This is a genomic window from Stenotrophomonas capsici (genome assembly GCF_034961085.1).
In the GTDB taxonomy this organism is placed as follows: Bacteria; Pseudomonadota; Gammaproteobacteria; order Xanthomonadales; family Xanthomonadaceae; genus Stenotrophomonas; species Stenotrophomonas capsici.
In genome coordinates this window covers 844761-864473 of sequence record NZ_JAYFUH010000249.1, presented here as the reverse complement: position 1 = coordinate 864473, position 19713 = coordinate 844761, and the positions used below count along the sequence as shown (strand labels likewise).

Below are 19713 nucleotides of genomic sequence, written 5' to 3'. Positions count from 1 at the left end.
AAAAAGAAAGACGCCGGCAAGCCGGCGCCCTTCTCACTCCAACCGCTGCGGCGATCAGGCTTCCGGCGTGGCCGGTGCCGTTTCATCCGCCGAGGTGTTGGCCTCATCGTCGAGCACGTCCTCACCGTCGTCCAGCGAGGCATCCAAGCGTTCGACGGCCTGCAGCTTCTCGCCCTTGGACAGGCGGATCAGGGTCACGCCCTGGGTGTTGCGGCCCACGCGCGAGATTTCCGAGCCACGGGTACGCACCAGCGTGCCGCCGTCGGAGATCAACAGCACTTCATCGCTGGTGCCCATCAGCACCGCACTGACCAGCTTGCCGTTGCGCTCGCTGGTCTGGATGCCGATCACACCCTGGGTGCCACGACCCTTGCGCGGGTAGTCGGCCAGCGGGGTGCGCTTGCCGTAGCCGTTCTCGGTCGCGGTCAGGATGTAGCGGATGCTGGCATCGTCGCTGCCGTTGTCGACGATCTCGCCGCCATCGGTTGCCACTTCCTCGACGTTGCTGCCCTCGTCCTCGTTCTCGTCCTCGGCGCCGCCGGCGCTTTCGGCCACGATCAGGCTGACCACTTCCTCGCCGTTGGCGAGCTTGATGCCGCGCACACCGGTGGCGGTACGGCCCATCGAGCGGACCCGGTCCTCGCCAAAGCGCACGGTCTTGCCGTTGGACGCGAACAGCAGCACGTCGCGCTCACCATCGGTCAGGCCGACGCCGACCAGCGCATCGCCCTCATCCAGGTTGATGGCGATCTTGCCGCGCGCCAGGCGGAACGCGAATTCGCTCAGCGGCGTCTTCTTGACCGTGCCGTTGCGGGTGGCGAAGAACACGAAGTGGTTGTCGTCGTACTCGCGTACCGGCAACACCGCCTGCACGCGCTCATCGTTTTCCAGCGCGATCCAGTTGATGATCGGGCGGCCGCGCGCGGTGGAGCCGGCCTCCGGCAACTGGTGCACCGGCAGCCAGAACACCTTGCCCGAGCTGGTGAAGGTCAGCAGCGTGTCGTGCGTATTGACCAGCCACAGCTGTTCGATCGAATCCTCGTCCTTGGTCGCCGCCGCACTGCGGCCACGGCCACCGCGACGCTGGGCGCGGTAGGCACTGACCGGCTGGCGCTTGACGTAACCGGCGCGCGACAGCGTCACCACCACGTCTTCCGGCGCGATCAGGTCGAGGATGTCGAGGTCTTCCTCGCTGTGGCGGATCTCGGTGCGGCGCTCGTCGCCGTACTCGGCCTTGATGGCGACCAGTTCCTCGCGGATGACCTGGCGCAGGCGCTCCGGGTCTTCCAGGATCTCGATCAGGCCGGCGATCACCACCAGCAGCTGGCGGTATTCCTCGGTCAGGCGGTCCTGCTCCAGCCCGGTCAGGCGGTGCAGGCGCATTTCCAGGATCTGGGTAGCCTGGACTTCCGACAACTGGTAGTTGCCGTTGACCAGGCCGATGCCCTTGGGCAGGTCTTCCGGGCGCGACGCCTCGGCACCGGTGGCGGCCAGCAGCGAGCCCACCAGGCCCGGCTCCCACACCTTGGCCAGCATGCGCTCCTTGGCCTCGCCCGGGTTGGCCGACGTCTTGATCAGCTCGATCATCTCGTCGATGTTGGCCAATGCGACGGTCAGGCCTTCCAGCACGTGCGCGCGGGCACGGGCCTTGCGCAGTTCGAAGATGGTGCGGCGGGTAACCACTTCACGGCGATGGCGGAGGAAGGACTCCAGCATCTCCTTGAGGTTCATCAACTTCGGGCGGCCGTCGACCAGCGCCACCATGTTGATGCCGAACACCGACTCCATCTGGGTCTGCTGGTACAGGTTGTTGAGCACGACCTCGGCAGACTCACCGCGCTTGATCTCGATGTAGATGCGCATGCCGTCCTTGTCGGACTCATCGCGCAGCTCGCTGATGCCTTCGAGCTTCTTCTCCTTGACCAGCTCGGCGATCTTTTCGATCAACCGCGCCTTGTTCACCTGGTACGGGATCTCGGTGACGATGATCGACTCGCGGCCATTGTCGGCCACTTCGATATCGGCCTTGGCACGGATGCGCACGCGGCCACGGCCGGTGCGGTAGCCGGCGATGATGCCCGCAGTGCCGTTGATGATGCCGGCGGTCGGGAAGTCCGGGCCCGGGATGTATTCCATCAGGCCATCGACATCGATCGACGGGTCGTCAATCAAGGCGATGCAGGCACTGATGGACTCCGCCAGGTTGTGCGGCGGGATGTTGGTGGCCATGCCCACCGCGATGCCGGCCGAACCGTTGACCAGCAGGTTCGGGAACCGGGTCGGCATGACCGTCGGCTCCAGTTCCTTCTCGTCGTAGTTGGGCTGGAAATCGACGGTTTCCTTGTCCAGGTCGGCGATCAGCTCATGCGCCAGGCGCGACATGCGCGCCTCGGTGTATCGCATGGCCGCGGCCGAGTCACCGTCGATCGAACCGAAGTTACCCTGACCGTCCACCAGCATGTAACGCAGCGAGAACGGCTGCGCCAGACGCACCAGCGTGTCGTACACCGACTGGTCGCCATGCGGGTGGTACTTACCGATGACGTCACCGACGATACGCGCCGACTTGTAGTAGGGCTTGTTGCTGTGCGCGCCCAGTTCGTTCATCGCGAACAGGACACGGCGATGGACCGGCTTGAGGCCATCGCGTGCATCGGGGAGTGCGCGCCCGACGATCACGCTCATGGCGTAATCGAGGTAGCTCTTGCGCATCTCGTCTTCCAGTTTTACCTGGATGATTTCCTTGGCTGTTTCTGCCATTCGGGTTCCGTTGTCTGGTGACGATCCCGTCCGGTGGAGTGGCCTTTGAGGCAACCCCGCCGGAGCCTTGAATCAACCGATGGAGTCTATCACAGACGGGGGTTTTACCGGAACAAATCAGGAACTTAGGCGCCGCTTTCTGGACGATGCCGGCGTGCCGCGCCGGCACGGGAAACACCACGGAGCCGAGCCATGCTCCGCGGGGGCCTTGCCGGGAGCCCCCTTGCCGGGCGTGGCTCGGCACTACCCGGGTGGACGCTGGCTCGGGCCGGGTGCTGGTTCAGGCGAAGGCCGCTGCCATGGCCGCGGCGTCCGGCTTCAGGATCACGCCGCGCTCGGTGACGATGGCATCGATCAGCTCGCCCGGGGTGACATCGAACACCGGGTTCCAGGCAGCAATGCCTTCGGCCACGGTGCGCACGCCACCGACGCCGAACAGCTCGCCCGGATCACGCTGCTCGATCTCGATCTGGTCGCCATGGGCGGTGTTCATGTCCACCGTCGAGGACGGCGCCACCACCATGAATTTGACGCCATGGTGGCGCGCGGCGATGGCCAGTTGGTAGGTGCCGATCTTGTTGGCGGTGTCGCCGTTGGCGCAGATGCGGTCGGCGCCGACGATCACCCACTGCACCGCACCGGTCTTCATCAGGTGCGAGGCGGCCGAGTCGGCGATCAGGGTGGCGTCGATGCCGTCCTGCTGCAGTTCCCACACGGTCAGCCGTGCACCCTGCAACCACGGCCGGGTTTCGCCGGCAAACACGCGCGCGATGTTGCCCTGCGCCTTGCCCGCGCGGATCACGCCCAGCGCGGTGCCAAAGCCCGCGGTGGCCAGTGAACCGGTATTGCAATGGGTCAGCACGCCGCTGCCCGGGGCGATCAGGCCGGCGCCCAGTGCGCCCATGTGCCGGTTGGCGGCCAGGTCCTCGTCGGCGATGGCCTGCGCTTCCAGCGCCAGCACCTGCTTCCAGTCCGCCCCGGCTGTCGCCAGCGCCCGGCGCATGCGCGCCAGCGCCCAGGCCAGGTTGACCGCGGTCGGGCGCGAGGCATTCAGGCGCTCCAGCGCCGGCTCCAGCATCACCAGCGCCGCAGCGCCATCGGCCGCCTGCACTTCACGCGCCGCCAGCACCACGCCCCAGGCGGCGGCGATGCCGATGGCCGGCGCGCCCCGCACGGTCAACGCATGGATGGCCTCGGCCACGGCGTCGCTGTCATGGCACAGCACGTGCTCCACGACGAACGGCAGCTTGCGCTGGTCCAGCAGTTCAAGGGCGTCACCCATCCAGCGGATCGGGCGGATGTGGTCATAACGGGCGTAATCGATGGTGGGGATGGTGTTCATCGGGCCATTGTAATCGGCCCGCCTGGCGGCCCGTTCAATCGGCGGAAAATTCCGCCCGGCAGCCTTTGTCGACCCAGATGCCGAAGCGATCCCAGCCCCAGCTGTCGCCCTCGCGGCAGGCCGCGCTGGACAGCTGTTCGACCAGGGTGACCCGGCGGGTGACGCTGACGCCGCATTCGCGGCGCAGCCCGCCCTTGGATTCGCAGACGACGCGGCGCGGGACGTCGACGAAGCCCGAGCCGTCCTCGGCGCCTACCTCGAACTGGCCCTGGCACCCGCGACTGACCCAGATCTCGTTGCGGTCGTAGCCCCAACTACGCCCTTCCCGGCACGGCAACACCGACTGCTGGCGCAACAGCCGCACCGGGGCACCACGCAGGACCACCGGGCAGGATTCGTAGCGTCCCTTCGACTCGCAGCGCACCACCCGCCGCGACACCCGCGAGCTGCTGCCACGGCGGGCGAACTCGGCACGACAGCCTTCGCTGACCCAGATCGCGTCGCCTTCCACGCCCCAGCTGGTTTCGCGGATGCAATCACGGGTGGAGAGCTGGCGCACCATCTGCACGCCACGGGAGACATCCATCGGACAGAACACGCGTTCCATCTCGCCGGACTCGCAGCGCACGACCAAGGGCGCCGGGGTGTCAGGCCCGCCCCCCTCCGCTGCAAGCAGCGAAGGCGACACCAGCAACAACAGGCCGAAAACTCCCTTCATCCGATGCTCACGCCCCCTTGCAGCCTTGATGGATTCCGGCACGGGCACAGTGCCCGAGTGGTTGTGATCAAAGCATCATCATCGCCATGCCGGCAAGGCAGGTCCATGACCTGAACGGGTGATTGGCCTGAAATCATCGCCATTACAGGGAATATTCAGATGATTCCTGTTCATCCCGCGATAGCGTCCTCGCCGATGAACGCCGCATCCGTTCAGGCCATGCGCATCGCAAGACGGTTCAGGCGTTGGCGAAGTCGAACGCCAGCACGTCGGCAATGCGCGAGGTGCCGGCCAGCGCCATCAGCAGGCGATCCACGCCCACCGCCACGCCCGCGCAGGCAGGCATCGACGGCAGCGCCGCGAGGAATGCCTCATCCAGCGGCAACACCTCCGCACCACGCGAAGCGCGGATCGCGAGGTCACGCTGGAAGCGCTGGCGCTGCTCCTGCGCGTCGGTCAGCTCGTGGTAGCCGTTGGCCAGCTCGAACGCCCCCAGGTACAACTCGAAGCGCTCGGCCACCGGTGGATCCTCCCTGCGGATCCTGGCCAGTGCCGCCTGGGTGGCGGGCCAGTCATGGATGACGGTGATCTGGTCGGGCAGGAAGTGGGCCTGGATGCGATGGGTCATCAGCAGGTCCAGCCAATCATCGCGGGTCAGGCCCTCGGGCTGGATGCCGACCTCACCCAGCGCCGCGCGCAGGGTGGCTTCATCGGCCAGGAAGGGATCCAGCCCGATCGTCTCCAGGAACAACTGGCGGTAGGTCAGTACGCGCACCGACGCTTCGCGGCCCACTGCGGCCAGCGCTTCGCGCACCAGTGCAACGGTTTCCTCGATCAGCTGGTGATGGTCCCAGCCGACGCGGTACCACTCCAGCATGGTGAACTCGGGGTTGTGCCGGCCACCGGCTTCGCCGTTGCGGAACACCCGGCCCAGTTCGTAGCAGTCGCCCACGCCGGCGGCCAGCAGCCGCTTGAGCGGATATTCCGGCGAGGTCCGCAGCCAGCGCAGCGGCGAACCGGCATCCACGTGCCCGGTGAAGCGGGTCTGGAAGCCCTCGATGTTCGGCTCGGTGTTGCCTGCGGCGGACATGATCGGCGTTTCCACCTCCAGCACCTCCCGGCGCGCGAAGAACGCGCGGATCAGTGCATTCAGACGTGCCCGCCGGCGCAATGCCTCGATCACGAGTGCAGCTCCCCGACCGCGTCGACCAGCGGCAACGTCAGGATGTCGCGTGCGTCATCGCGATACCCGGCCGACAGGTACAGCGACTTGGCCCGCGCGTTGTGGTGATTGACCTCCAGCCGGATCACCGCCGCACCCTGCCCTGCGGCCCAGTCCCGCGCCAGCGCCAATGCCTGCCGACCCCACCCACGGCCACGCGCGGCGGGCGCCAGGTACAACTCGTCGAGCAGAACGAAACGCCCTCCCTGCTCGACGCTGAAACACCACCCCAGGGTCACGTAACCCGCGTCGGCAACCGCCTCGGAGGACAACAGCAGGACGGCGCCGCAGCGCGCATCCTCCAGCACCGTGCGCAGGCCGGGCTCGACCAGCGCGGGCTGGTAGGTGATGCGGTCTTCGGCGTAGAAATCACGGACCATGCCGATGATGCGCGGGAAGTCCTGCGCGTCGGCGACACGGCATTTCAGTTCGTCGCTCATGCCTGCTTACCGTTCTCGGCGAGGAAGGCCAGCAGTCGGGCTTCATCCCACACCGCCACGCCCAGTTCATTGGCCTTGTCCAGTTTGGAACCCGCCTCGGTGCCGGCGACGACGAAGCTGGTCTTCTTCGACACGCTGCCGGCGACCTTGGCGCCCAGCGCCTCCAGCTGCGCCTTGGCGTCGTCGCGGTTCATCTGCGCCAGCGTGCCGGTCAGCACCACGGTCTGGCCTTCCAGCGGACCGGCCGCCTGCTGCTGCGCCTCGGGCGTCAGCGCCAGCAACTGCTGCAATGCAGCCCCGGCGGCGGAGAACAAGGCGGCGTTGGCATCCACGTCCAGCCATGTCACCAGCGCATTGGCGGTCTCCGCCGGCAATCCGGCGGTGACGAAGTTGTGCGCGCTTTCGTCGCGGATCGCCTCGGCCGAAGGGAACGCTTCGGCCAACTGCTTGGCCCGTACCGGCGTGACCTTGGGAATCTCCAGGTCCTGCAGCAGGTTGGCCAGATTCAGCTCGGCGCGCAGCTTGGCGTGGGGGGCGTGTGCATCGGTGATCTGCACGCCCCGTGCCAGCAACGCATCGATGGCCTCCTGGTTGCCCGGCTGCGCCATGAAGTGGCCGATCGAACGCGCGACTTCACCACCGATGTCGGGCACCCGCTTGAACAGCGGCCACGGCATGCGGCGGATCAGCGCCAGGTCACCAAACCAGACCGACAACGCCTTGGCGGTGCTCTCGCCGACGTGCTCGATGCCCAGCGCGAACAGCAGCCGGCTGAGCGTGGTACTGCGGCTGTTGGCGATGGCGGCGATGAGGTTGTCGGCCCACTTGGTCGCGATCTTCTTCGTGTTCCATTCGAAACGGGCGGGCACCGACAATGCCCGCGCACGCCAGCCGGCGTCGGCCGCGTCCAGCCGGAGGATCTGGTTCAGCGTCCCGCCGCTGCCTTCCGGTGCCAGATGCAGGCTGAGCTGCGACGCCAAGGCCTCCGGCGATTCGGCATCCAGCGCCAGCTTCAGCACCAGCAACTGGTCGCGCTGCAGCGCGTACAGGTCGGCCACGCCGCGCACGATGCCGGCATCCACCAGCGTCTCGATGTACTTGTCACCGAGCCCATCGATGTCCATGGCCTTGCGCGAGGCGAAATGGGCAATGGCCTCCTTGCGCTGCGCCGGGCAGCTCAGCTCACCGGAGCAACGCCATACCGCCTCGCCTTCCTCACGGACGATTTCCGAACCGCACACCGGGCAGTTGGCCGGCATCTGCCACGGCGTGGTGCCCTCGGGGCGGCGGTCGGTGATGACGCTGACCACTTCCGGGATCACGTCACCGGCGCGGCGCACGATCACCGTGTCGCCGACGCGCACGTCCAGGCGGGCGATCTGGTCGGCGTTGTGCAGGGTGGCGTTGGTCACCACCACGCCGGCCACGTGCACCGGCTTCAGCCGTGCCACCGGCGTGGCCGCGCCGGTGCGGCCGATCTGGATCTCGATGGCCTCGACCGTGGTGGTCTGCTCCTGCGCCGGGAACTTGTGGGCGATGGCCCAACGCGGCGCACGGGCGACGAAGCCCATTTCCTGCTGGCCTTCGCGGTCATCAAGCTTGTAGACCACGCCATCGATGTCGAAGGCCAGGCCGTCGCGGCGCGCGCCGATGTCGCGGTAATACGCCAGCAGGCCATCGGCACCTTCCACCACCTGGCACAGGTCGCTGACCGGGAAGCCCCAGCGCGCCAGCTGCGCGAGCGTGCCGGAATGGGTCGGCGGCAGTTCACCGTCCACTTCGCCCAGGCCGTAGGCATAGAAGCTCAGCGGGCGTTGGGCGCTGATCTTCGGGTCCAGCTGGCGCAGCGAGCCGGCCGCGCCGTTGCGCGGGTTGGCCAGCACCTTGCCGCCGTGCAGGCGCGCCTGCTCGTTGTAGCGCTCGAAGTCCGCGCGCGGCATGTAGACCTCGCCGCGCACTTCCAGCACGTCCGGCCAGCCCTCGCCCTGCAACTGCAGCGGGATCACCTTGATCTGGCGCAGATTGGCGCTGACGTCCTCACCGGTGGCACCGTCGCCACGGGTCGCGCCCTGCACGAACACGCCGTTCTCGTAGCGCAGGTTGATCGCCAGGCCGTCGAGCTTGGGCTCGGCGGAGAACATCAGCGTCGGCCGGCGCAGGCGCTCGTCGATGCGGCGCACGAAATCGCGCACTTCCTCGTCGCTGAAGGCATTGCCCAGCGACAGCATCGGCACCGCATGCACGACCTCGGGAAACCGCGAGGACGCCTTGCCGCCCACCGCATGGGTCACCGAGTCGGGCGAATCCAACTCCGGATGCGCCGCCTCCAGCGCCTCCAGCTCACGGATGAGGTGATCGTACTCGGCGTCGGGGATGATCTGTTCGTCGCGCTCGTGATAGGCGCGTGAAGCGTCGGTCAGCAGCTTTCGCAGCTCGGCGACGCGCTGGGAGGCGGGGGTGTTGGAAGTCATGCGGTGATTTTAAACCGCGAGGGTGTGGATGCGATGAGGGTCGGAGCCGTTGTCCTCGCGTTGGCGGCAATACCTGCCAACGGAGGTTCTCATCTGCGGCCCGAGGAAGATGCGAAAGGCCCCCTCCCCGGCCCTCCCCTTGCCTCCGGCAAAGGGAGGAGGAAGATCACCAGCGCGGCGACTTGGTCAGCGGTGGCGCCTGGTGCTGGCGGTCGTAGGCGCGCAGCTCGTCGCGGATATGCGCAATGCGTTGGCGGCCGAGGGCGTTGCGGCTGTCATCCAGCACCACGCCGTCGAGCAGCTCGCCCATGCGCTGCACGGTCGGCAGCATCTTTTCCCAGGCGTCCAGCGCGGTCATCGGCGCCGGCAGGGTGAGGAAGAAGGCGATGGCCGGGGTTTCCATCTCACGGATGTTGGCCATGTCGAAGCTGCCCGGCTTCATGATGCTGGCCATCGAGAAGATCGGCCCCCGCTCCGGGTGGCCCTCGACCAAGCGGTGGAACACGCCCATGTAACCGAAGACCAGCCCGGTCTTCTCGGCGGCCACCACGATGTCCTCGCCACGCAGCACCTGGCCGGCGCGGGCGGCGACGTACAGGGAAACGATCTTGTCGAAATCCTGGCTCGGGCGCTTGCCCAGGTCGCTGCCACCGGCCGGCTCGGTGTCGGGCAGGCCCAGCTCGGCCTGGGTGACCGGTTCGCCATCGACACCTTCGCCCGGCGCACCGCCCTCCTCCACCGCGCCCAGTACCGGCTCACGCCGCGACGGGCGCTCGGCGGTGTCCACCGGCTCCTTGCGCTTGCCCTGCGCCGCCTTCCGGGGGCGGCCAAACAGGAAGATGGCTGCAATCAGCAGCAGTCCGGCAACCAGAATGCCGATACGCAACAGTGCCATGTCGGACATGCGTGGGAATCTCCGGGTAAATCGTTCAGGTGGCTAAAGAATGGCACGTCAGGCCGCGCCCGCCAATCGCGCGGCTTCTTCCAGGTCCACGCTGACCAGACGGCTGACGCCCGGCTCGCGCATGGTCACCCCGGAGAGCTGGTGGGCAGCCTCCATGGTGGCCTTGTTGTGGCTGACGAACAGGAACTGCACCTTCTCGCTCATTTCCTTGACCATGTTGGCCAGACGGCCGACGTTGGCCTCGTCCAGCGGTGCATCCACCTCGTCAAGCAGGCAGAACGGGGCCGGGTTGAGCTGGAAGATGGCAAACACCAGCGCCACCGCGGTCATCGCCTTCTCGCCGCCGGACAGCAGCGAGATGCTGGACACGCGCTTGCCCGGTGGGCGCGCCATGATGGTCACCCCGGTGTCGAGCAGGTCTTCGCCGGTCAGCTCCAGGTAGGCATGGCCGCCGCCGAACAGGCGCGGGTACAGCGCCTGCACGCCGGTATTGACGCGGTCGAAGGTGTCCTTGAAACGGCCGCGGGTCTCGCGGTCGATCTTGCGGATGGCGTCTTCCAGCGTCTCCAGCGCCGTGGTCAGGTCCACGTTCTGCGCGTCCAGGTACTCCGAGCGCTGCGACGCCTCGCCGTACTCCTGGATCGCCGCCAGGTTGACCGGTTCCAGCCGGCGCATGCGCGCGTCAATCTGGTGCACGGCCTGCTCCCAGTCGGACAGGCGCGCGTCCTCGGGCAGCGTGTTGATCACGTCCTGCAGGACGAACCCGGCCTTCTCGACCGCGCCGGACAACTGCTCGGCGCTGAGCACCAGCGCCTGCTGGTCCAGCTTGCGCTGGGAAATGCGTTCGCGCTGGGCCAGGGCCTGCTCGTCGCGCTGCTGGCGGGTCTGCTCCAGCTTGCGCAGCTCGGCGTCCACGCTCTCCAGCAGCGCCCGCGCCTCGCCCAGCACGCGCTCCACGCGAACCCGCTCGCCCAATGCGTTCTGGTGCTCGGCTTCCAGCGCCTGCACCGGCGTGTCGCCGTCATCCAGCTGCGAATGCAGTTCGCCCAGGCGCGAATCCAGTTGCCCGCGCTGGCTGCTCATGCGCTCCAGCGCCTGGCTCAACGAGGCGATCTGGGTGCGCTGCGACTCCAGCGTCAGGGCCAGCGCATGCATGTTGTCGCGCACGCTGCGCGCGCCGTCGCGGGCCAGGTCACGTGCTTCGGTGAGCTGCCGGCGTTCGCTTTCCAGCGTCTGCTTGCCCGATTCCAGGTCGCCCATGCTCGACACCGCGTCTTCCAGCCGCACGCGTGCCTCGCTGGCCTGCTCGCGGCTCTCATCCAGTGCTTCCAGCAGCTGGGCCAACTCGTTCTCGATGCGCTCGATGCGGGTCCGCGCAGCATCCACGCGCCCCTGCTGGCTCTGCAGTTGCCCCGCCAGTTCCGACGTCGCGCGGTGCGCCTGGTACAGGGCCCGCTGCGCTTCCTCGCGGTGCTGCTCGGCGGCCAGCAACTGCTCGCGCAGGCTGGCCAGTTGTTCGATCAGCTCACCTTCCCGGGCCTGCAGGCCCTCGATCTGCTCACGCAGGGAGACGATCTCGCGCTCACGCAGCAGCGCACCCTGCTGGGCGGCACCGGAATGGGACACCTGCAGCCAACCATCGCCCAGCCGCTCGCCGTCACGGGTGATGACCGCGTCGCCCGCCGGCAGCTTGGCCTGCAACGCCCGCGCCTGGGGCAGGTCCTCGGCCGCGTGCAGGTGCATCAGCAGACGGCGGATGGCCAACGGCCCCTGCACCTTGGCGGCCAGCGAGGTCGCGGCGAAATCCGCCTTGCCTTCGTCAGCCGAGACCAGCGTGATGCGGCCTTCGCCGAGTTCGCCCAGCGCCTCGACCAGGGTTTCCGGCGCTTCCACCAGCACGCCTTCGATCAGCTGGCCCAACGCGCTTTCCACCGCGTTTTCCCAACCGCCTTCGACACTGATGCGCTCGCCCACACGCGCCGCTGAATCCAGCCCGCGCGCCTTCAACCAAGCCACCGCGGCACCCTGCTCCTGGCCCAGCGCGGCCTGCTGCAGCGCTTCCAGCGATGACAACCGGCCGCGCGCGGCCTGCACCTGCTGGCGCACGTCGGCCAGCTCGGACTGACTGCCGCGCTGCGTTTCCTGCAGCGTCGCGGCAGCCTCCTTGCGGGATTCGACCTGCTCGCTCAGCTCGTCGACCGTGGTCTTCTGGGTTTCATGCTGCAGCTGCAGTTGCTCGAAGGCCTCGGCCAGTGCGTCCAGGTCCAGGCTGGCACGCTCTGCGCTGAGGGCTTCGCGGCGGCGATCGGCTTCCAGGATCTGTCGATCCAGGTAGTCCACGCGGGTGCGCTCGACTTCGCCGGAACGGGTGGCTTCGGAGGTGTTGCGGGTATGTGCCTCCCAGCGCAGTTGCCAGTCGGCCAGCCGGGCCTCGGCCTCACGCAGGGCTTCCTGGCGGAATTCGTTCTCTTCCTGCAACTGCTCCAGCTTCGGCTCGGCTTCGTCGACCGCTTCACGCAGCACGATCAGGCGGGCTTCATCGCCGCTGATGTGCTGGCCCAGGTCGGCCAGCGCCTGCCGTGTCTCGTCACGCGCCTTGTGCAGGCGTTGCGCCATCTCGCGCTGGTGCTGGATCTGCTGTTCGAGGCGGGCCAGCGTGCTGCCCACCTGGTAGACGTCGGCCTGGGCGCGATTGAGCGCCTCGGCGGCCTCCTCGCGGCGCACGCGGCCGGTCTCGATGCCGCTCTCGGCCTCGCGCTGCTCGGCGATCAGCTGCTGCAGCTTGGTTTCCTCCCGCGACAGCGCCTCGCGCAGCCCACCCAGGCGGCCATCCAGCCCACGGAACTCCAGCGCCTTCCACTCGGCATCCTTGACCCGGCGCTCTTCCTGCAAGGCCTGGTACTGCTCGGCCTGCCTGGCCTGGCGCTTGAGGTGCTCCAGCTGCTTGCCGATCTCCTCGCGCAGGTCGTTCAGGCGGTCCAGGTTCTCGCGGGTGTGGCGGATGCGGGTCTCGGTTTCCTTGCGGCGCTCCTTGTACTTGGAGATGCCGGCCGCCTCCTCCAGATACACGCGCAGGTCTTCCGGGCGCGCCTCGATGATCTGGCTGATCATGCCCTGCTCGATGATCGAGTAGCTGCGCGGCCCCAGGCCGGTACCCAGGAACAGGTCGGTGATGTCGCGACGCCGGCACTTGGTGCCGTTCAAGTAATAGTTGCTGCTGCCGTCGCGGCTGACGGTGCGCTTGACCGAGATCTCGGTGAACGAGGCGTACTCGCCGGAAATGGTGTGGTCGGAATTGTCGAAGATCAGCTCGACCGTGGCCTGCGACACCGGCTTGCGCCCGGAGGCGCCGGAAAAGATCACGTCGGTCAGCGAATCGCCGCGCAGGCGGCTGGCCGAGCTCTCGCCCATCACCCAGCGCACCGCGTCGATGATGTTGGACTTGCCACAGCCGTTCGGGCCGACCACGCCGGTCATGTTGGTCGGCAGGTGCAGCGTCGTGGGATCGACGAACGACTTGAAACCAGAGAGCTTGATCGTGGATAGACGCATGGATTCGGGCTGTTGGCGGGCCCCGGCGTTCCAGCCGTTGCCCGGAGGGAAACTCCGGAGGTTCCGTTTCCGCCCTCAAGTCATTGATATCCGTGGAGATTCAATGTTCACGAGGCGGCATTGGCAACCGAGTATAGCGACACCCTTGGTTCACGGGCGGTCGGCGGCGGCCGGGCAAAAGAAACGGGCGCCTTTCGGCGCCCGTTCTTTGCAACCCGTGCGGCAGGATCAGGCGTCGGCTTCGACGATGACCTTGACGGTGGTTTCCACGTCGGCGTGCAGCTTGACGATCACGTCGTACTCGCCCACGTTGCGGAACGCGCCTTCGCCCAGGATCACTTCGCTCTTGCTCAGCTCCAGGCCGGCAGCCGTGAAGGCTTCGGCGATGTCGCGCGGGCCAACCGAGCCGTACAGCTTGCCTTCGGTCGAAGCGTGCGCACCGATGGTGACGCTGGCGCCTTCGAACTTGGCAGCGCGGCTTTCGGCGCCGTCATGGGCGGCCTTGGCCTTGGCTTCGTACTCGGCGCGCTTGGCTTCGAACTCGGCAACGTTGCTCTCGGTGGCCGGGACGGCCTTGCCCTGCGGCACGAGGAAGTTGCGGCCATAGCCCGGCTTTACGTCGACCAGGTCGCCCAAGCCGCCGAGGTTGGTCACTTTCTGCAGGAGAATCAGCTTCATTGGTAGTGCTCCGTTATTCGTTAGCGGCACCCGGGAGCGCCGCAACGCTTGCTGTCCGAATGGACGGTGTAGAAAAGACCGGAGCGCCCGAACCGGCAGGGCCGGCCAGCGCTCCGCGCCTGATCAGACGTCGTGGTTGTCCGTGTACGGGATCAGGGCCAGGAAACGGGCGCGCTTGACGGCCGTCGACAGCTGGCGCTGGTACTTGGACTTGGTGCCGGTGACGCGGCTCGGAACGATCTTGCCGTTCTCGGTCAGGTACTGGCGCAGGGTGTTGAGATCCTTGTAATCGATCTCCTTCACGCCTTCGGCGGTGAACTTGCAGAACTTACGGCGACGGAAGAACTTGGACATGAAAGTGCTCCTTATTCAGCAGAAGCGGCGTCGTCGCCGGCTTCGTCGTTGTTGGAAGTGGCACCTTCTTCGTCGTCACGACGACGACGCTCGCCACGCTCGGGCTTGTCACCCTTCTCGTCCTTGCTCTTCATGATCAGCGACTGCTCGGTGTCAGCCTCGTCACGCTTGATGACCAGGTTGCGCAGCACGGCGTCGTTGAAGCGGAAGCTTTCGGTCAGCTCGTTCAGGACCGACTGGTCGGCTTCGATGTTCAGCAGAACATAGTGGGCCTTGACCAGGTTCTGGATCGGGTACGCCAGCTGGCGGCGGCCCCAGTCTTCCAGACGGTGGATGGTGCCGTTGCCGGCTTCGACCAGCGCCTTGTAGCGCTCGATCATGGCGGGAACCTGTTCGCTCTGGTCCGGGTGGACCAGGAACACGACTTCGTAATGACGACTCATGTTTTCATACCTTTCGGATGTAGCCCTTGCGGGCCGGACAGCCCCCCGCCGTGGATTGCGGTGGGGCAAGGGATCCCGCGCCGGGGCGCAGGAAGCCGGCAATTATCCACCCGAACCGGCCCGTAGGCAAGTCAGGCAGTGCGCCCGGCTGAACACAGCATCCGATGCCTGCACCCGGCCCGACCAATCAACTGCTGCGCCGCAGCAAGTACACTCTGTAACCGCTTCCACGCCGCACCCGGAGCCCTCGTGCCCCCTCTGCCCTCCCTGGCCGCCTCGCTGAGCCCGCGCCAACGTACCTTCATCCTCCTCGCCCTCTCCCTCGGCGGCTTCGCCATCGGCACCAGCGAATTTGCCAGCATGGGCCTGATGCTGGAGATCAGCCGTGGCCTGGCCATCAGCGAAGCCCAGGTCGGCCACCTGATCAGCGCCTACGCGATCGGCGTGGTGGTGGGCGCGCCGGTACTGGCCTTCGCCGGCGCCAGCGTGAGCCGGCGCACCCTGCTGTTGTGGCTGATGGGCTTCTATGCCGCCGGCAACCTGGCCAGCGCCCTAGCGCCGAACTACGCCACGATGCTGCTGGCCCGCTTCGTGGCCGGCCTGCCGCATGGCGCCTACTTCGGCGTGGCGATGCTGGTGGCCGCCTCGATCAGCCCGCCCGAACAGCGCGGCTCGGCCGTCTCGCGGGTGCTGCTGGGACTGTCCATCGCCATCCTGGTCGGCAATCCATTGACGACCTGGCTGGGCCAACAGTTCACCTGGCGCACCGCCTTCGGCCTGGTCAGCCTGCTGGCCATCGCCACCGTGCTGATGGTCGCCCGCCAGCTGGCCCCCGACCCGAACGAGGCGCGCACCACGCCGATGCGCGAGCTGCGCGCCTTCAACACGCCGCAGGTCTGGCTGGCGCTGGCGATCGGCGCGATCGGCTTCGCCGGCATGTTCTGCGTATTCACCTACCTCGCACCGACCCTGGTGCATGTCACCGGCGTGGACGAACGCTGGATGCCGGTGGCGGTCTGCCTGTTCGGCGTGGGCGCCATCATCGGCAACGTGGCCGGCGGCAAGCTGGTGGACCGGTTGCAGTTCCGCGCCGCCGGCGTGTTGCTGGCCTGGTCGATCGTGGTGCTGCTGCTGTACCCGCTGGCCGCGCACTCGGCCTGGGCGATGGCGCCGGCAGTGATCGCGGTGGGCACCATGGGCGCCTTGGCCGCGGCCCTGCAGACCCGTCTGATGGACGCCGCCGGCGAGGCCCAGACGCTGGCCGCGGCGTCGAACCATGCCGCGTTCAACACCGCCAATGCGCTGGGCCCCTGGCTGGGCGGCATGGCGATCGGTGCAGGATTCGGCTATGGCTCGACCGGCTGGGTCGGCGCCGCGACGGCGGCGGTCGGCCTGCTGCTGTGGGGCGTGGCGGTGGCGCTGGAGCGTCGCCAGGCGCCGGCAGGGCAAACCTGCACGTAATGCCGGGCCATGCCCGACACGCTTGCTGGGCACGGACGCCCGGCGGGAATCCGTCGGGCAAGGCCGCAGGACGCGCGGTTCGGCGCCAGCGCGGTTGGGCGGTCGACTCAGCCCAGGGCTTCGTCGGTGGTGAAGCTCTCCCCGCACCCGCATTCGGCGGCGGCGTTGGGATTGTTGAAGGTGAAGGTCTCGCTGAGGCCATGCTTGCCGAAGTCGATCTCGGTGCCATCCACCAGCGGCAGGCTCTGCGCATCGACGTAGATGCGCACCCCGTCCTGCTCGAACACGGTGTCGCCTTCACGCTGGTCCTTGGCCAGGTCGGTGATGTGCCCCCAACCGGAGCAACCCGTGCGGGTCACGCCAAAACGCAGGCCCAACGCGCCGGGCGTGGAACTGACGAAGCGCTGCACGCGCGAATGGGCGACGGGGGTCAGATGAACAGCCATGCGGGGCGACTCCAGCAGATTTACGGTCCAATTATAGATGTGGCCAGGCTCCGGGAAGCGCAAGCGTTGATAAATGCCTCGCGTGCCCGGCGTTTAGGCCGCTAAAATCACGCATTCACAGATCGAGTCGATCAACAGAGGATTCAAGTCATGACGGTGGTCAGCGTTGCACACGCCCTTGCCGGGAAGATCCCGGAAGGCGGAGAAGTCACGGTTCGCGGGTGGGTGCGCACGGTGCGCGGCTCGGCGGGGCTGGCCTTCGTCAACGTCAGCGACGGCTCGGGCTTTGCACCGATCCAGGTCGTGGCTACCGACACGCTGTCCAATTTCGAAGAGATCAAGAGCCTGACCCCCAGCTGCTCGGTGATCGCCACCGGCACCCTGGTCAAGTCGCAGGGCAAGGGGCAGAGCTTCGAGATCCAGGCACAGACGCTGGAAGTAGTCGGCTGGGTCGAGGACCCGCTGACCTACCCGATCCAGCCCAAGCCGATGTCGCCGGAGTTCCTGCGTGAAGTGGCGCACCTGCGCCCGCGCACCAACCTGTTCGGTGCGGTCACCCGCATCCGCGACTGCCTGTCCAAGGCCGTGCACCGTTACTTCCACGAGAACGGCTTCTACTGGATCAGCACCCCGATCATCACCACCTCCGACGCCGAAGGCGCCGGCCAGATGTTCCGCGTCTCCACGCTGGACATGGCCAACCTGCCGCGCACCGGCAACGGCGAGATCGACTTCAGCCGCGACTTCTTCGGCAAGGAAACCTTCCTGACCGTGTCCGGCCAGCTCAACGTCGAGGCGTACTGCCTGGCACTGAGCAAGGTTTACACCTTCGGCCCGACCTTCCGCGCCGAGAACAGCCACACCACCCGCCACCTGGCCGAGTTCTGGATGGTGGAGCCGGAGATCGCCTTCGCCGACCTGGCCGAGGACGCGCGCGTGGCCGAGGAATTCCTGAAGTACCTGTTCCGCGCGGTGCTCGACGAGCGCGCCGACGACATGGCCTTCATCGCCGAGCGCGTGCAGAAGGACGCCATCACCCGCCTGGAGTCGTTCGTCAACGCACCGTTCGAGCGCATCGAGTACAGCGATGCGATCACCCTGCTGCAGAAGTCGGGCAAGAAGTTCGACTACCCGGTCGAATGGGGCCTGGACCTGCAGACCGAGCACGAGCGCTGGCTGACCGAGGAACACGTCGGCCGCCCGGTGGTGGTGACCAACTACCCCGAGCACATCAAGGCCTTCTACATGCGCCTGAACGACGACGGCAGGACCGTCGCGGCGATGGACGTGCTGGCCCCGGGCATCGGCGAGATCATCGGCGGCAGCCAGCGCGAAGAGCGCCTGGACGTGCTGGACGCGCGCATGGCGCAGTTCGGCCTGGATCCGGAGCACTACCAGTGGTACCGCGATTTCCGTCGCTACGGCTCGGTGCCGCACGCCGGCTTCGGCCTGGGCTTCGAGCGCCTGGTGGTCTACGTCTGCGGCCTGTCCAACATCCGCGACGCCATCCCTTACCCGCGCGCCCCGGGTTCGGCCGAGTTCTGATATCGACAGGAGCCTTGTGATGAGAAAGCAGGTCGCCGTGAACACCGTCACCGCCCATGGCACGGCCGTCCGCCCTGCCCTTGCTTGCCGTCACCGGGCTCCGCGCGCATGACCCTGTTCTTCGCCCTGTGCTTCGTCGGTGTGGCCATCGCCGGGTTCAGCGCGCTGCTGATCTTCTGGCCGCTGACCCTGGTGCATGTCCGCGACCGCCACCCGGCGGTTGCCGACGGCTTTGGCGAGTTCGCCTTCCTCGATGGCAAGGCCTTGCGCTGGCTGGTCAGCGGCCGCTACCGCGCGCTCGATGACCGCGCACTCAGCGGCCTGGCCACCCCGGCCCGGATCGCCTTGTACGTGATCTGGTTCGGGCTGGGCATGGCCGGCCTGCTTTGGCTCTATTCCCTGGTACTGAAATGAACGACTCCGACACGCCCATCGACCAGTGGTGGCTGGCCCATCTCGGCAACACCCTGATCTGGGCACGCCTGCGCGTGCGCCCGGCCGGCACCGCCGAGGTGCTGGACAGCGACGGCAACACGCTCAGCTATGACAGCGAGGACACTGCCCGCGCGCAGTTGTTCGACGCCGAATTCGTGGCCTACGACGGCCTGGACGAAGAGGATGCACTGGCACGCGGCTTCTCGCTGAGCGAGGTGCAGCCGCCGCAGGCCAGCGATGACGACGCCCTGCGCGGACGCATGGTGCAACTGCTCGGCGGGCGGGCCTGATCCGGGCCGATGTTCACCCCGGCCGCCTTCGCCGAAACCGATCTGCGCTGGCTGGACCTGCTGCTGGCGCGCGACCCGTTCGTCACCGTGCTGACCCTCGGCGCCGACGGACTGCCGGAAGCCAGCCGGCTGCCGGTGCTGTACCGGCGTGAGGGCGACCGGATCGAGCTGAGCGGCCACTGGGCGCGGCCCAACCCGCAGGCCCGCCATTCCGGCGCGGCCAAGGTGCTGGTCAACGGACCGCACGGCTATGTGTCGGCCAGTTGGTACCCGGACAAGGAGGCCGCCTCGCGGGTCCCGACCTGGAACCATGCCGGCGCCGAGTTGACCGGGCAGCTGCACACCTTCGATGATGCCGACGGCCTTTCCCACCTGCTGGAACAGCTCAGCGACCATTTCGAGGCCCGCGCCGGCCAGGCCTGGCGCTTTGAACGCGACCATGCGCCCCACCAGCGCATGCTGCGCGGCATCGTCGGCTTCCGCTTCCAGGCACAGCGCGCCGAGATCACGCTGAAGTTCAGCCAGAACCATCCCGAATCCAACCAGCTGGCCGTCATCGATGCCCTCGATGCGCTGGCCGATGCCGACAACCGCGAACTTGCGCAGTGGATGCGCCGGTTCCGCCGCGGACTGGCCGGCGACGACTGACGAC

At 67.4% G+C, this 19713-nt stretch carries 17 protein-coding genes; 5 read left to right on the top strand and 12 right to left on the bottom strand.

Translation table 11 applies throughout. From position 1 onward, the window contains the following. Window positions 1-54: 54 nt before the first annotated feature. The 11 genes from gyrA to rpsF all read right to left on the bottom strand — a co-directional run bounded on the left by gyrA (window position 55) and on the right by rpsF (window position 14884). Entirely contained in the window at window positions 55-2760 is a 2706-nt protein-coding gene (gene gyrA / locus VA603_RS17140) for a DNA gyrase subunit A (RefSeq protein WP_323439543.1), read from the bottom strand. Between the two features lie 280 nt (window positions 2761-3040). Then, window positions 3041-4102 carry an S-methyl-5-thioribose-1-phosphate isomerase gene (mtnA, locus tag VA603_RS17135; protein WP_323439542.1) on the bottom strand — a complete coding sequence of 354 codons (1062 nt, stop codon included), beginning with the start codon at window positions 4100-4102 and terminating at the stop codon, window positions 3041-3043. Window positions 4103-4136: 34 nt separating this feature from the next. Further along, a complete protein-coding gene (locus tag VA603_RS17130) occupies window positions 4137-4820 on the bottom strand; it encodes a DUF3011 domain-containing protein (RefSeq protein ID WP_323439541.1) in 684 nt (227 codons plus the stop codon). A 238-nt stretch (window positions 4821-5058) separates the two neighbouring features. Next, window positions 5059-6003, bottom strand: a complete 945-nt coding sequence (gene epmA, locus VA603_RS17125; protein WP_323439540.1) for an EF-P lysine aminoacylase EpmA — start codon at window positions 6001-6003, stop codon at window positions 5059-5061. Next, entirely contained in the window at window positions 6000-6482 is a 483-nt protein-coding gene (locus VA603_RS17120) for a GNAT family N-acetyltransferase (RefSeq protein WP_323439539.1), read from the bottom strand. Before VA603_RS17120 ends, epmA begins: the two co-directional genes overlap by 4 nt. Then, window positions 6479-8953, bottom strand: a complete 2475-nt coding sequence (gene ligA / locus VA603_RS17115) for an NAD-dependent DNA ligase LigA (RefSeq protein WP_323439538.1) — start codon at window positions 8951-8953, stop codon at window positions 6479-6481. Before ligA ends, VA603_RS17120 begins: the two co-directional genes overlap by 4 nt. 166 nt (window positions 8954-9119) lie before the next feature. Then, entirely contained in the window at window positions 9120-9857 is a 738-nt protein-coding gene (gene zipA / locus VA603_RS17110) for a cell division protein ZipA (RefSeq protein ID WP_323439537.1), read from the bottom strand. 48 nt (window positions 9858-9905) lie between these two features. Then, window positions 9906-13409, bottom strand: coding sequence for a chromosome segregation protein SMC (gene smc, locus VA603_RS17105; RefSeq protein WP_323439536.1), 3504 nt, complete (start codon window positions 13407-13409; stop codon window positions 9906-9908). Between the two features lie 228 nt (window positions 13410-13637). Beyond that, window positions 13638-14087, bottom strand: a complete 450-nt coding sequence (gene rplI / locus VA603_RS17100) for a 50S ribosomal protein L9 (protein WP_132864251.1) — start codon at window positions 14085-14087, stop codon at window positions 13638-13640. Window positions 14088-14210: 123 nt separating this feature from the next. Next, window positions 14211-14441: a 30S ribosomal protein S18 gene (gene rpsR, locus VA603_RS17095; protein WP_054666474.1), complete on the bottom strand. Its 231-nt coding sequence runs from the start codon at window positions 14439-14441 to the stop codon at window positions 14211-14213. A gap of 11 nt (window positions 14442-14452) precedes the next feature. Further along, window positions 14453-14884 (bottom strand): 30S ribosomal protein S6, encoded by a 432-nt coding sequence (gene rpsF / locus VA603_RS17090; RefSeq protein WP_132864252.1) that lies wholly within the window; start codon window positions 14882-14884, stop codon window positions 14453-14455. Window positions 14885-15133: 249 nt separating this feature from the next. Here rpsF and VA603_RS17085 point away from each other — a divergent pair, with 249 nt between their 5' ends. Further along, window positions 15134-16345, top strand: coding sequence for an MFS transporter (locus VA603_RS17085; RefSeq protein WP_323439535.1), 1212 nt, complete (start codon window positions 15134-15136; stop codon window positions 16343-16345). A 107-nt stretch (window positions 16346-16452) separates the two neighbouring features. Here the strand turns inward: VA603_RS17085 and VA603_RS17080 are convergent, their stop codons facing one another. Continuing rightward, window positions 16453-16791, bottom strand: a complete 339-nt coding sequence (locus VA603_RS17080) for a HesB/IscA family protein (RefSeq protein ID WP_132864254.1) — start codon at window positions 16789-16791, stop codon at window positions 16453-16455. Window positions 16792-16941: 150 nt separating this feature from the next. On the opposite strand from VA603_RS17080, the gene asnS reads away from it, so the two are divergent. The 4 genes from asnS (at window position 16942) to VA603_RS17060 (ending at window position 19709) form a co-directional block, all read left to right on the top strand. After that, on the top strand, window positions 16942-18336 hold the full coding sequence (asnS, locus tag VA603_RS17075) for an asparagine--tRNA ligase (RefSeq protein ID WP_132864255.1): 1395 nt from the start codon (window positions 16942-16944) through the stop codon (window positions 18334-18336). Between the two features lie 108 nt (window positions 18337-18444). Next, the gene (locus tag VA603_RS17070) at window positions 18445-18750 is read left to right on the top strand and encodes a hypothetical protein (protein ID WP_132864256.1); all 306 of its coding nucleotides are present in this window, start codon (window positions 18445-18447) and stop codon (window positions 18748-18750) included. Continuing rightward, on the top strand, window positions 18747-19061 hold the full coding sequence (locus VA603_RS17065) for a hypothetical protein (RefSeq protein WP_323439534.1): 315 nt from the start codon (window positions 18747-18749) through the stop codon (window positions 19059-19061). The genes VA603_RS17070 and VA603_RS17065 overlap by 4 nt, the downstream gene beginning before the upstream one ends. 9 nt (window positions 19062-19070) lie before the next feature. Further along, window positions 19071-19709 carry an FMN-binding negative transcriptional regulator gene (locus VA603_RS17060; protein ID WP_323439533.1) on the top strand — a complete coding sequence of 213 codons (639 nt, stop codon included), beginning with the start codon at window positions 19071-19073 and terminating at the stop codon, window positions 19707-19709. Window positions 19710-19713: the final 4 nt, after the last annotated feature.